At 64.1% G+C, this 14,787-nt stretch carries 13 protein-coding genes and 1 riboswitch; of the genes, 7 read left to right on the plus strand and 6 right to left on the minus strand.

The annotated features are described in order from the left end of the window. Positions 1-14: 14 nt before the first annotated feature. The 3 genes from J7392_RS07685 to J7392_RS07695 form a co-directional block, all read right to left on the minus strand. Positions 15-554, minus strand: a complete 540-nt coding sequence (locus J7392_RS07685; protein ID WP_209217023.1) for a rod shape-determining protein MreD — start codon at positions 552-554, stop codon at positions 15-17. Next, the gene (mreC, locus tag J7392_RS07690) at positions 551-1,453 is read right to left on the minus strand and encodes a rod shape-determining protein MreC (RefSeq protein ID WP_209217024.1); all 903 of its coding nucleotides are present in this window, start codon (positions 1,451-1,453) and stop codon (positions 551-553) included. Before mreC ends, J7392_RS07685 begins: the two co-directional genes overlap by 4 nt. Positions 1,454-1,524: 71 nt before the next feature. Further along, the gene (locus tag J7392_RS07695) at positions 1,525-2,571 is read right to left on the minus strand and encodes a rod shape-determining protein (protein ID WP_040700660.1); all 1,047 of its coding nucleotides are present in this window, start codon (positions 2,569-2,571) and stop codon (positions 1,525-1,527) included. Positions 2,572-2,760: 189 nt separating this feature from the next. Between J7392_RS07695 and J7392_RS07700 the strand changes: the two genes are divergently transcribed. Next, positions 2,761-3,342, plus strand: coding sequence for a VOC family protein (locus J7392_RS07700; protein WP_209217025.1), 582 nt, complete (start codon positions 2,761-2,763; stop codon positions 3,340-3,342). 221 nt (positions 3,343-3,563) lie between these two features. Here J7392_RS07700 and J7392_RS07705 read toward each other — a convergent pair whose 3' ends face one another. Next, complete coding sequence (locus tag J7392_RS07705; protein WP_209217026.1) at positions 3,564-5,132, minus strand: 2-isopropylmalate synthase; 1,569 nt, start codon at positions 5,130-5,132, stop codon at positions 3,564-3,566. Positions 5,133-5,428: 296 nt separating this feature from the next. Here J7392_RS07705 and J7392_RS07710 point away from each other — a divergent pair, with 296 nt between their 5' ends. Further along, positions 5,429-6,097, plus strand: coding sequence for an SDR family NAD(P)-dependent oxidoreductase (locus tag J7392_RS07710; RefSeq protein WP_209217027.1), 669 nt, complete (start codon positions 5,429-5,431; stop codon positions 6,095-6,097). Next, on the plus strand, positions 6,091-7,620 hold the full coding sequence (locus J7392_RS07715) for a cryptochrome/photolyase family protein (RefSeq protein WP_209217028.1): 1,530 nt from the start codon (positions 6,091-6,093) through the stop codon (positions 7,618-7,620). The genes J7392_RS07710 and J7392_RS07715 overlap by 7 nt, the downstream gene beginning before the upstream one ends. On the opposite strand, the gene J7392_RS07720 is transcribed toward J7392_RS07715, so the two are convergent. Next, positions 7,617-9,047 (minus strand): nitrilase-related carbon-nitrogen hydrolase, encoded by a 1,431-nt coding sequence (locus tag J7392_RS07720; protein WP_209217029.1) that lies wholly within the window; start codon positions 9,045-9,047, stop codon positions 7,617-7,619. The genes J7392_RS07715 and J7392_RS07720 overlap by 4 nt on opposite strands. Positions 9,048-9,252: 205 nt before the next feature. On the opposite strand from J7392_RS07720, the gene J7392_RS07725 reads away from it, so the two are divergent. After that, positions 9,253-10,797 (plus strand): 2-isopropylmalate synthase, encoded by a 1,545-nt coding sequence (locus J7392_RS07725; protein WP_209217030.1) that lies wholly within the window; start codon positions 9,253-9,255, stop codon positions 10,795-10,797. Positions 10,798-10,862: 65 nt separating this feature from the next. Beyond that, the gene (gene gltX / locus J7392_RS07730) at positions 10,863-12,200 is read left to right on the plus strand and encodes a glutamate--tRNA ligase (protein ID WP_209217031.1); all 1,338 of its coding nucleotides are present in this window, start codon (positions 10,863-10,865) and stop codon (positions 12,198-12,200) included. Between the two features lie 105 nt (positions 12,201-12,305). Here the strand turns inward: gltX and J7392_RS07735 are convergent, their stop codons facing one another. Next, a complete protein-coding gene (locus J7392_RS07735; protein WP_209217032.1) occupies positions 12,306-12,896 on the minus strand; it encodes a gamma-glutamylcyclotransferase family protein in 591 nt (196 codons plus the stop codon). Between the two features lie 98 nt (positions 12,897-12,994). Continuing rightward, positions 12,995-13,081, plus strand: a riboswitch (glycine riboswitch). Positions 13,082-13,230: 149 nt separating this feature from the next. On the opposite strand from J7392_RS07735, the gene gcvT reads away from it, so the two are divergent. Together gcvT and gcvH are read left to right on the plus strand one after the other, a co-directional pair. Continuing rightward, positions 13,231-14,364 carry a glycine cleavage system aminomethyltransferase GcvT gene (gene gcvT / locus J7392_RS07740; RefSeq protein ID WP_209217033.1) on the plus strand — a complete coding sequence of 378 codons (1,134 nt, stop codon included), beginning with the start codon at positions 13,231-13,233 and terminating at the stop codon, positions 14,362-14,364. Between the two features lie 21 nt (positions 14,365-14,385). Continuing rightward, positions 14,386-14,745, plus strand: a complete 360-nt coding sequence (gene gcvH / locus J7392_RS07745; RefSeq protein ID WP_209217034.1) for a glycine cleavage system protein GcvH — start codon at positions 14,386-14,388, stop codon at positions 14,743-14,745. The last annotated feature ends 42 nt before the right edge of the window (positions 14,746-14,787 follow it).

The raw sequence follows: 14,787 nt of genomic DNA on the forward strand, positions 1-14,787 counted from the left end.
TCATCGCTCTCCGATCACACCCGTTTGCCAAGCGCATCCAGATCGCCCGGCGCGGTCTTGCGCACGCCCATGATACCATGGGTCACCGCCACGATCAGCGGATAAGCGAGCGTCGTCAGTGCCAATTCCGTGAGGTTCAGCGTCAGCGAAGGCGTCGGCACCAGCGCAAGGCTCAGCAGAATGCGATAGGCAAAGATCACCATGGTCAGGATCACGGCCACGGTCAGCCATTCGGCGGCAAAGCTCGCATCTCGCAGGTGCCGCCCCCGCGATTTGAGGTTCTCGACCCCGATCAGGGCCAGCACCGCCCAAAGACCGGGCGGGCGTTGCAGCAACAGGTCCGCCAGCAGAAAGACCAGCGCCAGAAAAAGCGAGGGCACGTATTCGGGCCGTCGGAGCCCCCAAGCACAGGCAAAGCCCAGCAGCAGGTCCGGCCCGGCCCAAGCGCGCGGGGTCGTCTCAAGCGGGAGGAGGTGGAAGAACAAGATCACCAGCGCCAGCGCGACAAAGCTCAGGCGCATGACCCAGAGACGGCTGCGCGACAGGTCGGTCATGGCTGCACCCCGACCGGGGCTGCCGGTTCGGCCAAGGGGCCGTCGGAGGTGATGACATGGGCGGTGTCCGGCACGGTTTCATTGCCGTGATGGCGCAGCACGCGCAGGAATTCCAACCGCTCGTAATCCGCCGCCAGCCTAACGCGCAGCCGCCCGCCCGGATCGGCGGCGACCTGACCGATCAGGATGCCCGCCGGGAACACGCCGCCATCGCCCGAGCTGATCACCCGGTCGCCGGGGCGGACCAGCTCGCGGTTCTCGATGAAGTCCAAGGGCGGCGCGGCGCTGTTGTCGCCCGCCACGATGGCACGTTGTCCCGAAGGCTGGATCGTCGCCGGAATGCGGCTGGAAGCATCGGTCAGCAGGATCACCCGCGCGGTGTTCTTGCCCACGCCCGCGATGCGGCCCACAAGCCCGATGCCGTCCATCGTGGCCCAGCCTTCGACCAGCCCGTCGCGCGCGCCGACGTTCAGAAGCACCGACTGGCGATAGGGCGAGCCGCTGTCGGCCAGCACCGTGCCGGTGATGAAGGTCAGCCGCGGGTCGAGCCGCACGTTGTTGAGGTCCAGAAGCCGGGCGTTCTCTTGCTCAAGCTGAAGCGCCGCCTCTTTCCACGCCTGCATTTGCCGCAGTTCCGAGCGCAGCTCGCGGTTCTGCTCGCTCAGGCGCTGGTAGCTTTGGAAGTCGCGCAAGAGGTTAATGGTGCCGGTGACCGGGGCCATGGCCCAGTCGAGATTGGGCACGAAACGATCCGTCACCTGCGCGCGAAAGCGTTCAACGCGGGGGCTGTCGATGCGCCACAGAAGGAAGATGCCGGTCAGCGCCAATACCAACACGACCAGCAGCAGCCGCCGCAGCGGGCCGGTGAAATCACTGGAACTGGAACGGTCCTTGGCCATCTGTGCCGAAACTCCCACCCGGTCAGGCGGGGCGGTGTCGCCGCGTGCCGGGTCTGGCTAACTTGCCAGTGTTAACTGTCGTAGTCGATCGCGTGGCGCAGCTGTTTCTCGTATTCCAGCGCCTTGCCGGTGCCGAGGGCCACGCAGTTGAGCGGCTCATCCGCGACCGAGATCGCAAGGCCCGTCTGTTCGCGCAGCGCAAGATCGAGATCACCCAGCAGCGCGCCGCCGCCCGTGAGCATGACGCCGCGGTCAACGATGTCGGCGGCAAGGTCGGGTGGCGTGGTTTCCAGCGCGGTCATCACCGCTTCGCAGATCTGCTGCACCGGCTCGGCCAGCGCCTCGGCGATCTGGGCTTGTGTCACTTCGATCTCTTTCGGAACACCGTTCAGAAGGTCGCGGCCGCGGATCTGCATCGAGGTGCCGCGCCCGTCGTCGGGCATCCGCGCCGTGCCGATGGAGGTCTTGACCCGCTCGGCCGTCGTCTCCCCGATCAGCAGGTTCTGCTGGCGGCGCAGGTAGCTGATGATGCCCTCATCCATCCGGTCACCGCCGACGCGGACCGAGCGGGCATAAACGATGTCGCCCAGCGACAGCACCGCCACTTCGGTCGTACCGCCGCCGATGTCGACGACCATGTTGCCGGTGGGGTCGGTGATCGGCATGCCCGCGCCGATGGCCGCGGCGATGGGCTCGGCAATGAGTCCGGCGCGGCGCGCGCCTGCCGACAGCACCGACTGGCGGATCGCGCGTTTCTCAACCGGGGTGGCGCCATGCGGCACGCAGACGATGATCTTGGGTTTCGAGAAGGTCGAGCGCTTGTGCACCTTGCGGATGAAGTGCTTGATCATCTCTTCGGCGGTGTCGAAATCCGCGATGACACCTTCGCGCATTGGGCGGATCGCCTCGATGCTGCCCGGGGTACGGCCCAGCATGAGTTTCGCATCCTCACCCACGGCGAGCACTTTCTTGACGCCGTCCTTGACGTGATAGGCCACAACCGAAGGTTCGCTCAGCACGATGCCCTTGCCCTTGACGTAAACCAGCGTGTTCGCGGTGCCGAGGTCGATCGCCATATCAGAGGAGAACAGGCCGCGGAATTGATCGAGGATGGACATAGAGTAGCGGAGCCTTGCAACTATTCGGACAGGCCCGCCTGCATGGGTCCACGCGCGGGCTATTGGCTCTTATAGGGCGCACGGGGTCAGGGTGAAAGGGGCAAGACCGCAAAGGTGGCGCGATATTGCCGCCGCGCTATCATAGAGCGGTATATTTAGGGCGCAGCACAGGCGGAGGTCGGCGATACCATGCGGAAGATACAGACACTTGGAGTGCATCACATCACCCTCACCGGGGCGGACCGGCAAAGCTCGATCGACTTTTGGGAGGGGGTGTTGGGGATGCCCTTCATCTTTGACCAGCCCAATCTGGATGACCCGGACGAGGGGCATTTGTATTTCGATCCCGGCGATGGTCGGCTGATCACGATCTTCACCAATGAGAACCGCAAGCGGGTGCACAACCGCACGCCGATGGACCCGGGCTGCGTGCATCATCTGGCCTTTGAGGTGGACCGCGCGATGTTCGATCAGGTGCCCGCGCGGTTGGAGGCGCGGGGCATCGGGCATTCCGGCGTGAAGGACCGCGGCTTCATGCATTCGATCTATTTCAAAGACCCGTTGGGGCTGTTGATCGAACTGGCCTGCTACACTTTCATCCCGCCGCGCGGGTCGAGCCATGCCGAGGTGATGCTGGAGGCGCATAAGCTGCGGGTTGCGGCGGGGGATGATCATATCCAGCGGCAGCATTTGGCAGATGCAGTGGTGAAGATCGTGGAGCGGGGGCAGGCGTCGCTGAGTGACGATCGCGGGGCGAAGAATCCGTATTGAAGTTGCCACCGGGCCCGGAATCAAGCCGCAGGCGCCGGGCATCGCCTGCCCGCCCGGACGGGGAGGCGATTTAGTGAGGCTGGGTGTGCCATTTTGAGGGTGCGCCATGGCAGATCAATAAAGTGGTATGAACTAAGGTTTGGATCGCCACCCCGCGGGCAGGCGATGCCCTACTTCCATACTGTATACGTAAAAAGGCGGGGTTGCCCCCGCCCTATAATTCAACTCACATCTTTATAATTAATCTCGCGCTTGTCCGTGCCGCCCTTCTCGCGCCGCACCAACAGGCGGTTCAGCGCGTGGATATAGGCCCGGACACTCGCCACCACGGTATCGGTATCCGCCGACTGGCCGGTCACGATCCGGCCCTCTTCCTCCATCCGCACGGAAACCGTCGCCTGCGCGTCGGTGCCCTCGGTCACCGCATGCACCTGATAAAGCTGCAACCGCGCGGAATGCGGCACCAGCGCCTTGATGCAGTTGAACGCCGCATCGACGGGGCCGTCTCCGGTCTGGTCGGTGGTCTGCTCCGCACCGTCGATCTCAAGCACCATGTCGGCGGTCTGCGGGCCATCGGTGCCGCAAACGACCTTGAGCGATTTCAGGCGAATGCGGTCTTCCTCGGGGTCCGTCGCGGTCCGCATCAGCGCAATGAGGTCATCCTCGTAGATTTCCTTCTTGCGGTCGGCCAATTCCTTGAACCGCACGAAAACATCCTTGAGCTGGTTGTCGCCCAGTTCAAACCCGAGGTCTTCGAGCTTGGAGCGCAGCGCGGCGCGGCCCGAGTGTTTGCCCATAACGATGTTGGTCTCGGTCAGACCCACATCCTCAGGGCGCATGATCTCGAAGGTCTCGGCATTCTTCAGCATGCCGTCTTGGTGGATGCCGCTTTCGTGGGCGAAGGCGTTCTTGCCGACGATGGCCTTGTTGAATTGCACGGCAAAGCCCGACACGGCGGCGACACGGCGCGAGATGTTCATGATCTTGCGGCTGTCGATGCGGGTCTCATAGGGCATGATGTCATTGCGTACTTTCAGCGCCATGACGACCTCTTCGAGCGCCGTATTGCCCGCGCGTTCGCCCAGACCGTTGATGGTGCATTCGATCTGCCGCGCGCCAGCCTCGACGGCGGCGAGGCTGTTGGCCGTCGCCATGCCGAGGTCGTTGTGACAATGGGTGGCAAAGACGATCTCATCCGCACCGGGCACGTTTTCCAGAAGCTTCGCGATCAGATCGGCGCTCTCGCGCGGGGCGGTGTAGCCCACGGTGTCGGGGATGTTGATCGTGGTGGCACCCGCCTTGATGGCGATCTCCACCACCCGGTAGAGGTAGTCAAGCTCGGTCCGCGTGGCGTCCATCGGGGACCACTGCACGTTGTCGCAAAGGTTGCGGGCATGGCTCACCGTCTCATGGATGCGGTCGGCCATCTCGTCTTGGGTGAGGTTCGGAATGGCGCGGTGCAGGGGGGAGGTGCCGATGAACGTGTGAATGCGCGGCTGGGCTGCGTGTTTCACCGCTTCCCAGCAACGGTCGATATCGCCCAGTTGCGCCCGGGCAAGGCCGCAGATCACGGAATTCTGGCTCTGCCGCGCGATCTCGGAAACCGCTTTGAAATCACCCTCTGAGGCGATGGGAAAGCCGGCCTCGATGATGTCGACGCCCATCTCATCCAGCAGCGAGGCGATCTCAAGCTTCTCGGCATGGGTCATCGTCGCCCCGGGGGATTGTTCGCCATCCCGCAAGGTGGTGTCAAAAATCAGCACACGGTCCTGTTTCGTCATATCTGTCATCCTGGGTTCTTTCTTTGCTGGTATCCTTGGCGCGCAACACATCCCTCTGAGCGGGCGCGCCGAAGGGCACGCTCAGAGGCGGATTAGGTGCAGCAAGTTGGCGCGCAGCAGGCCCGCGCAGTTGCGCGGCAGGGTCGGGATATGGACGGCCTGTGTCATGGGAGTAGTTATACGCCCGTCTTTTCAAATGAAAAGGGGGTGTTGCGGCTTTTGTTTGCCCCTGCGTCAGCGCCGCCTATCTGCCTATAAGCAAGGGAGATCAGGATGCAGCGACAAGTGATACCATGGGTGGCGGCATGAGCGCGCGGGTGCTGGTAATTGGGGCCAGCGGCGGGATCGGCGCGGCGCTGAGTGCGGCTCTGCACGCCCGCGGTGATACCGTGACGGCCCTGTCCCGCGCGGGCGATGGGCTGGACCTGACGGATGAGGCATCGGTCAATGCCGTGCTGGAGGGGTTGAGTGGCCCTTTCGACGCGGTGATCGTCGCCACCGGCGCTTTGGAGATCGACGGGGCCACGCCAGAGAAATCGCTGCGCGCCGTTACGCAAAAGGCGATGCTGGATCAGTTCGCGCTGAACGCGGTCGGCCCGGCGCTGGTGCTGCGCCACGCGGCCCGGCTTTTGCCCCGTGACAGCCGCGCGGTTTTCGCCGTGCTCTCAGCGCGGGTCGGCTCCATCGGGGACAACCGTCTGGGCGGGTGGATCAGCTATCGCAGCGCCAAGGCGGCGGTGAACCAGATCGTGCATACCGCCGCGATCGAGCTGACGCGCTCTCATCCGCAGAGCATCTGCGTCGCGCTGCACCCCGGCACGGTCGAGACGCCCTTTACCGAGAAATACCTTGGCCGCCATCCCGCCGTCCCACCGGAGGAGGCGGCGGGCAATCTGTTGCGGGTAATCGACGGGCTGACGCCGGAGGAGAGCGGCGGGTTTTTTGACTGGGCCGGAAAGGCGGTGCCGTGGTGAGCCGTTTGATCTTGGTCTTGGGCGATCAACTCTCGCTGAACCTGTCGTCCCTGCGCGAAGCGGATAAGGCGCGCGATGTGGTGGTCATGGCCGAAGTGGCGCAAGAGGCGGAATATGTCCGCCACCATCCTAAGAAAATCGCACTGGTCTTTGCCGCAATGCGCAAGTTCGCGCGTGCGTTGAAGAAAGACGGCTGGACGCTGCGCTACACCCCCTTGGACGACCCCGAGAATGCGGGTTCTATCGTGGGCGAATTGCTCCGCCGTGCGGAAGAGACGGGCGCGGGCGAGGTGATCGTGACCGAGCCGGGGGAGTGGCGGCTGATCAACGCGCTGACCCACGCGCCGATCCCCACACGGCTCGTGCCGGATGACCGCTTCATCGCCAGCCGCAAACGGTTCGAGGATTGGGCCGAGGGGCGCAAGGCGCTCAGGATGGAATACTTCTACCGCGAGATGCGCCGCGAGACGGGGTTGTTGATGGAGGGCGACGACCCCGCAGGCGGCAAGTGGAATTTCGACCACGACAACCGCAAACCTCCGAAGGAAGGGCTGGATATCCCCGACCCGCTGGCCTTCGCCCCCGATGCCGACGTGGAGGCGGTGTTGGACCTTGTGGGCGCGCGCTATGGCGACAACTTCGGCGATCTGCACCCCTTTGACTTTGCCACGACGCGCGCGGAAGCCTTGCAAGTGTTGGCGCATTTCATCGCCCACGCCCTGCCGCGTTTCGGCGACTATCAAGACGCGATGCTAGAGGGGCAGCCCTATCTCTTTCATGCGCTGATCTCGCCCTATCTCAACCTCGGGCTGCTGGACCCGTTGGAGGTCTGCCGCGCTGTCGAGGAAGCGTGGCAGGCGGGAGAGGTGCCGATCAACGCCGCCGAAGGGTTCATCCGCCAGATCCTCGGTTGGCGCGAATATGTGCGCGGCATCTATTTCCTCGAAGGGCCGGACTATGTGGAGCGCAACGTGCTGCGCCACGACCGGGAACTGCCCGCCTTCTACTGGGGGGCCGCGACGCAGATGAATTGCTTGCGGCAGGTCGTGGGGCAGACCCAGAAACACGCCTATGCCCACCATATCCAACGGCTGATGGTGACGGGCAATTTCGCCCTGCTGGCGGGGGTCGATCCGCATCAGGTGCATGAGTGGTATCTGGAGGTCTACGCCGACGCCTATGAATGGGTCGAAGCGCCCAACACGGTGGGCATGAGCCAATTCGCCGATGGCGGGGTGATCGCCTCAAAGCCCTATGTCTCCTCCGGGGCCTATATCAACCGCATGTCGGATTACTGCAAAGGGTGCAGCTATAGCGTCAGCACCAAGGCGGGGCCGAAGGCCTGCCCGTTCAACCTGCTCTATTGGCATTTCCTTGACCGTCACCGCGAGCGGTTTCAGGGCAATATGCGGATGAAGAACATCTATGCCACTTGGGATCGTATGGACGCCAACCGGCGCGAGGCGGTTCTGCGCGATGCGGGTAAATGGTTGCAACGGTTGGACGCGGGCGAGACGGTCTAGGCCGTCTCTGCTTTCAAACGCGGGCCGGGAACGGTTGGCCCCTTGCGCGCCTTTGCCGCCGCGATGCGCTCTGCAATCCTCTGCGCGCTCTGCGGTGCATGGCCCGCCGCCACGCAGTCATCAACGTTGCCGCCGTCCTCCAGCAGGATGCGCAGGATGGCGTCCTCGGCGCGGGCCTCTTCCGTGTCGGGGGTCGGGCTGGGCGCCGGTCCCTGCATCCATGCCCGCACCGTTTTGCTGCGCCAGTCGCAAAGCGCTTGCACCTCGGTTTGGTAAAGGTCTTTGACCGGGTTGAAATTCCCCATCAGGGCCGCAATCCCCATGGCGGCGGCGGATTTGTTGTGTGCGGTGAGCAGCATTTCCCCCGCGTCATCGGCCAAGGCGCGCAGCATCAGGCCGCGCAGGGGAGGGGTGAGCGTCTCGGTGCTGACTTCTGCCCCGAGCGCAGCCAGTTCATCCCGCAGTGCGGCGCGCAGATGTTCTGACATCGGCACGGCAATCTGGCGGACATTCTCGGCCCCCAAGGCATCCCGCGCGATTGCCCCCGCGAGTGCGGTGTCGTTCCCCTCGGCCTGTTCGATCAGCACCTTGGAAGCGCCGGTTTTGGCAGCGTAGTCCCGCAGCCCCACGACCAAGGCGCGGTAGTCCCGTTCCAGCGCCTTCGGCTGCGGCGCGAAGGCGCTTTCAACGATCCGCCAGCCTTCCGGCCCGCGCTCCAGATCAACATGGGCAAGCGCTGTGTCGAAGGCGGGCATCTGCAATGCCAGCTTGCCGCCGGGGTTCAGCGCGAATGTGGCGCCGTCGAAAACGGTCTCACCCTCGCCGCCGGTCATGTTGAGGTGGATCACCGGCAATTCCGTCTCGATCACCCGCGCGACCATGTGGTTGAGGCGCCGCTCCATCGCGCCGCGCTGATGGGGCGCGGCATGGGGGATCAGCAGCAGTTCGGCCCCCGTCTCGGCCTGCGTTTCGGCCACGTCGCCCGTCTCACCATCCGCGCCGATGGGAGAGCCGATGCGCAGCCCCGCCACCGCATAGGGGCCGCTGATCGGCGCGGGATCGAAGGGCATGCGCGGTCGGGGCGCGTGTTGCAGCACCCTTTGCGCGATCTTTCCGCCTTGCAGGATGACGTAAGCGTTGTGGAGCTTGCCGGCCTCAATCCAAGGCGCGCCAAGTGCCAAGGCGGGGCCGTCAGCACAATGCGCGGCCAGCGCCTCAAGCTGCGCCAAGACATCGCGCTGAAAGGCGGGGCTTTGCGACAGCCCTTGCGCGTCATGCCCGGTCAGGAAGAGTTCGGGCAGGGCGACCATCTGCGCGCCTGCGTCGCGCCCGGCCTGCCATGCGTCGCGGGCCAATGCCGCGTTGCCGGTCAGATCACCGGCGGTGGGGTTCAACTGCCCGAGGGTGAGGCGGAAACGGTCTGACATGGCAAGGCTCCGGGCTGGCTGGCATCGGGTGGGTCTAGCAGATCGGACCGGGGGGGAAACCCCCGTGCGCAGACCTGACCCGCAGCACCGGGTGCGCGGGATCCGCCCAAACCGGCGTGCCCCTCTTGCAAACACGTTGCCTCTGCCCTCTATCACCCGTAACCTCAGGCCAAATGCCACTTAACGAGATCGGGAATTTCCGCCCATGTTGCACCGCAGCCTGCCCCTCTGTCTGATCGCCCTTCTGGCCACGCCGCTTGCGGCGCAGGACGGGCAGGTGCTGACCAAGGAATATGACGACGGCGGCATCTATGAGGGCACCTTTCAAGGCGGTCTTCAGCACGGCACCGGCACCTATAAGCTGCCCAATGGCTATGAATACTCCGGCGAATGGGTCGAGGGGGAGATCAAGGGCGAAGGTGTCGCGCGCTTCCCCAATGGCTCGGTCTATGAGGGTAATTTCGCCAAGGGCAAACCGGACGGTCTGGGCAAGATCACCTTTGCCGATGGCGGCACCTATGAGGGCGAATGGGAAGCGGGCGCGATCATGGGGCAAGGCGTGGCGATCTACGCCAATGGCGTGCGCTATGAGGGCGAGTTCCGCAACGCCAAACACCACGGCAAGGGCGTGATGCAAAGCCCCGGTGGCTATGAATACAAGGGCGATTGGGTCGATGGCGTCAAACAGGGCGTCGGCACGATCACCTACCCCGATGGCGCGGTCTATGAAGGGGAGATCGAAGCCGGCAAACGCAGCGGCGAAGGCACGCTGACCATGCCCGACGGGCTGGTCTATGTGGGCAAGTGGAAAGACGGCCAGATCGACGGCACCGGCACGCTGACCCAACCTAATGGCGATGTTTACGAAGGCACCTTGGTCGCGGGCCGCCGTGAGGGCAAGGGCAAGGTCACCTATGAAAACGGTGACACCTATGAGGGCGATTTCAAGGGTGACCGCCGCGACGGGCAGGGCACCTTCACCGGCACCGATGGCTATGTTTACACCGGCTCTTGGGTGGCTGGGCAGATCGAAGGCGAGGGGCAGGTGACCTATCCCGACGGATCGGTCTATGTCGGCACCTTCCGCAATGATCTGGCCGATGGCACGGGCAAAATCACCTATCCCGATGGATCGACCTATGAGGGCGCTTGGGTGGCAGGTGTGATCGAAGGCGAAGGCATCGCGACCTATACCAATGGCGTGGTCTATGAGGGCGAATTCAAAGATGCCCGCAACCACGGCCAAGGCGTGATGACCTATGCCGATGGCTACCGCTATGAGGGCGGCTGGCAGGACGGCCAGCGGCACGGGCAGGGCAAGGCGACCTATCCCGATGGCACCGTTTACGAGGGGGCCTTTAGGAACGGCCAGCGCCATGGGCAGGGCAAGATCACCATGGCCAGCGGTTTCGTCTATGAGGGCGAGTGGACCGAGGGCGAGATCGAAGGGCAGGGTGTTGCGACCTATGCCAATGGCGATGTCTATGAGGGCACCTTCAAAGCGGGCAAGCGGCAGGGCAGCGGAACCATGCGCTATGCCAGCGGCGAGGAAGCCTCGGGCGAATGGGAGAACGGCGCGCTGAGTGATGAGACCGCCGGAGCCGAAACCTCGGAAGCGGCGGAGGCGGCTTCGGAAGAGGCTGACGGTGAAGAAGCGGCCACCGAAACACCCGCGCCCGAAGACAGCACCGACGCGGATACGTCAGAGGCTACGCCCGCGCAGACCGGCACCGCAGCAGACGGGGGCTGACCCCCGCCTTTGCTGGACAACGCCCGCGCCCTGTGGCAAGCCCGCGCGCAACAGGAGTACGCCAGATGTCCAACCCCACAATCACCCGTTTCGCCCCGTCCCCCACTGGCTATATCCATGTGGGCAACCTGCGCACTGCGCTGATGAACTACCTCATCGCGCGCAAGGCGGGCGGCACTTTCATCCTGCGCATCGACGACACTGATCCCGAGCGCAGCAAGGAAGAATATGTCGACGGCATCAAGCAAGACCTCGAATGGCTGGGTCTGGAGTGGGACCGGGTCGAACGTCAGTCCGAGCGGCTGGATCGCTACCACGCCGCCGCCGATGACCTGCGCGAAAAGGGCCGTTTCTACGAGGCTTTCGAGACGCCGACGGAGCTGGACCTCAAGCGCAAGAAACAGCTCAACATGGGCAAGCCGCCGGTCTATGACCGCGCCGCGCTGAACCTGTCGGGCGAAGAGAAAGCCGCCCTGCGCGCCGAACGCGGCGATGGGGTCTGGCGCTTCAAGCTGGATCACGCGCGGATCGAATGGGATGACGGTATCCTTGGCGATATCTCCATCGACGCGGCCTCGGTCAGTGACCCGGTGCTCATCCGTGGCGACGGGCAGATCCTTTATACATTGGCGAGCGTTGTGGACGACACCGAGATGGGCGTGACCCATGTGGTGCGCGGCTCGGACCATGTGACCAACACCGCTACGCAAATCCAGATCATGGAGGCGCTTGGGCAGGGTAATGTCCCCTCCTTCGCGCATCACTCGCTGTTGACCGGCCCGCAGGGCGAAGCGCTGAGCAAGCGTTTGGGCACATTGGCGCTGCGCGATCTGCGCGAGCAGGGCGTCCAGCCCTTCGCGCTTCTGAGCCTGATGGCGCGGCTCGGGTCCTCCGATCCGGTGGAACTGCGCACAGATATGGCAGAGCTGATCGACGGCTTCGACATCAACCGCTTCGGCTCGGCCCCGACGAAATTCGACGTGGCCGACCTCTTCCCGCTGACGGGGCGCTACTTGCAGCAATTGCCGCTGGAGGCCGTGAAAGACGACATCACAGCGCTTGGCGTGCCCGAGGATAAGGCCGCGCAATTCTGGGCCGTGACGCGCGAGAATATCTCGACCTTGAAGGACCTCGGCCCTTGGTGGGCCATGTTCCGCGACGGGGCGGAGCCGGTGATCGCCGAAGAAGACCGCGAATTCGTGGCACAGGCCATGCTGCTGCTGCCCGAAATGCCTTTCGATGAGACCACTTGGTCCAGCTGGACCGCAGCGGTCAAGGAAGCCACGGGTCGGAAGGGGCGCGGGCTGTTCCGGCCACTGCGTCTGGCGCTGACGGGGCAGGAGCATGGGCCGGAGATGGCGCAGGTGATGCCGCTGTTGCAGGTGGTGAAGGCGCGCGGCTGATTGGCGGGCTTGGGGGCTTGAGGCAGCTTCCCGGGGGCGCTGCCCCCGGACCCCCGAGGGTATTTGAGAAAGGATGAAGGAAGTTTTGGGGGCGTGTTTTCGCCCTTAGAAGTTCCTTGCGGCGAAGGTTGTTTCGGCGCGTTCTTTAATCTGCACTGACAGGCGTTCCATGTGGTGGTCGACCACGGCGGTTTCCGCCTCTGTCAGCGTTTGGTGGCGCGGGTAGAGGGGGGCTGCGCGGTCATCGAGGATGGGCGTGTCCCAGCCGTCGGTCGTGTCGAAAAAGCGTGCCGCGCCCTCGGTGCCGAATTCGCGCAGGAAGCCTTGGACCACCACATCGAGGTAGCTGAGCAGGATGACGTGATCGCCGTGGGTCACCGCGATGTCGGCGGGGATCGCGTAATGGGCGATGTCGGGGGCGGGGGTCAGGTCATGCACCACCGCGCCGCCTGAGGCGTGGCGTTCGTAGCTGTATTCGCGTTTGTCCAGCGCCGCCCAATCCGCGCCCGGCACGGCGGCGATCAGCCCGTCGATGCGGGTAGCGGTGTGCTGCACCACGGAAAGATAGACGATATCGCGGCCTTCGGTGCGGACCCATTGGCGGCGCCAGCCGTCGAGCTGCGCCGGGCGGGCGTCGGGGTAGCTATGGGTGTTGCGGTTCACGAGGCTGCCGTAGCCGAAAAAGTAGGGGGTCATGCGCGAAAGGTCCTGTATTTGTCGCGCGCACCAAAACATGTGTTGCATCGGCTCACAAGCATGCTTGACGCAGAGGTATGCCCCAGCATACGAAAGGCCCAATCGTCACGGGAGAATCGGTTAACACCGATGCCGAAGGAGCAACCGCCCCGGAAACTCTCAGGCCCCAGGACCGTGATGTGACCAAGACTCTGGAGAGGGGCGCGGATGCGCACGCCGAAGGGATAACGATCTCAGGCGGAAGGACAGAGGGGGCATCAGGCGCAGCATTTGCGGCGCCAAGGTGCCGGCATGGTCAAAAGGTCATCCGGAAGCGACAGGAAAGGCGAACCGGATGAGCGATCTCAAGCAGACGGCATTGCATGATTTGCATGTGGAATTGGGGGCCAAGATGGTGCCCTTTGCGGGCTATTCCATGCCCGTGCAATACCCTCTTGGCGTGATGAAGGAACATCTGCACACCCGTGCCGCCGCCGGGTTGTTCGATGTGGGCCACATGGGGCAGGTCGTCGTCCGGGCGAAGTCTGGCAGCTATGAGGATGCGGCTTTGGCGATGGAGCGGCTCGTGCCCGTCGATGTGCTGGGCCTTGGGGAGATGCGCCAGCGCTATGCCATGTTTACTGATCCCAATGGCGGTATTTTGGATGACCTGATGTTGGCCAATCTGGGCGATCATCTGTTTGTCGTGGTGAATGCCGGGTGCAAGGATGATGACATCGCCTTGATGCGCGCGAACCTGTCGGAGACCTGCGAGGTCGAGGTGCTGGAGGACCGCGCGCTGCTGGCGCTGCAGGGGCCGCAGGCCGAGGCCGCGCTGGCGCGGCTGCAGCCCTCGGTGGCGGATATGAAATTCATGGATGTGGCGCGGGACGTCGATCTTGACGGGATCGCCGTCACCCTGTCGCGGTCGGGCTACACCGGAGAGGATGGCTACGAGATTTCCGTGGCCAACGGTGACGCGGTGGCGCTGGCGCAGAAGCTGTTGGCGATGGAGGAGGTCGAACCGATCGGCCTTGGGGCGCGCGACAGCCTGCGGCTGGAAGGCGGGCTTTGCCTTTATGGTCACGACATCGACACCACCACCACGCCGGTCGAGGCGGCGCTGAACTGGGCGATCCAGAAGGTACGGCGCGAGGACGGCGACCGCGCGGGCGGCTTCCCGGGCGCGGGCGTGATCTTGCAACAATTGGCCGACGGCGCGCCGCGCAAGCGCGTGGGGTTGCTGCCCGAGGGGCGCGCGCCGATGCGCGAGGGGGTCGCCATTTATGATGCCGCCGAGGGTGGCAATGAGGTTGGCCGCGTGACCTCGGGCGGCTTTGGCCCGACGGTTGGCGGCCCGGTTGCCATGGGATATGTCAGCGCCGAGCATGCAAAGGTCGACACCGCGCTTTGGGGCGAGGTGCGCGGCAAGCGCTTGCCACTGACTGTCACGAAAATGCCGTTCGTCGCGGCGAACTTCAAACGCTGAATCTACACAGGGAACTCCATTATGAAATTTACCGAAGAGCATGAATGGCTGCGCGTCGAGGGTGACGAAGTGGTCGTGGGCATCACCAACCACGCTGCCGAGCAGCTGGGCGATGTCGTATTCGTGGAACTGCCCGAGGAAGGCACCACCGTCAGCAAGGACGACGAGGTCGTCGTGATCGAATCCGTGAAGGCGGCGTCGGACATCCTCGCGCCCATCGATGGCGAGATCACGGAAGTGAACTCTGCGCTGACCGACAACCCCAGCATGGTCAACGACGACCCGCAGGGCGAGGCGTGGTTCTTCAAGATGAAGATCTCTGACGCCAGCCAGATGGACGACTTCATGGACGAAGCCGCCTATCAGAAATTCATCGGCTAAACCGCCGCGCGCGCCGGGGCTCCGGCGATGCTGATCACCTGC

The organism is Sulfitobacter sp. R18_1 (genome assembly GCF_017743915.1).
Classification (GTDB): domain Bacteria; phylum Pseudomonadota; class Alphaproteobacteria; order Rhodobacterales; family Rhodobacteraceae; genus Sulfitobacter; species Sulfitobacter faviae.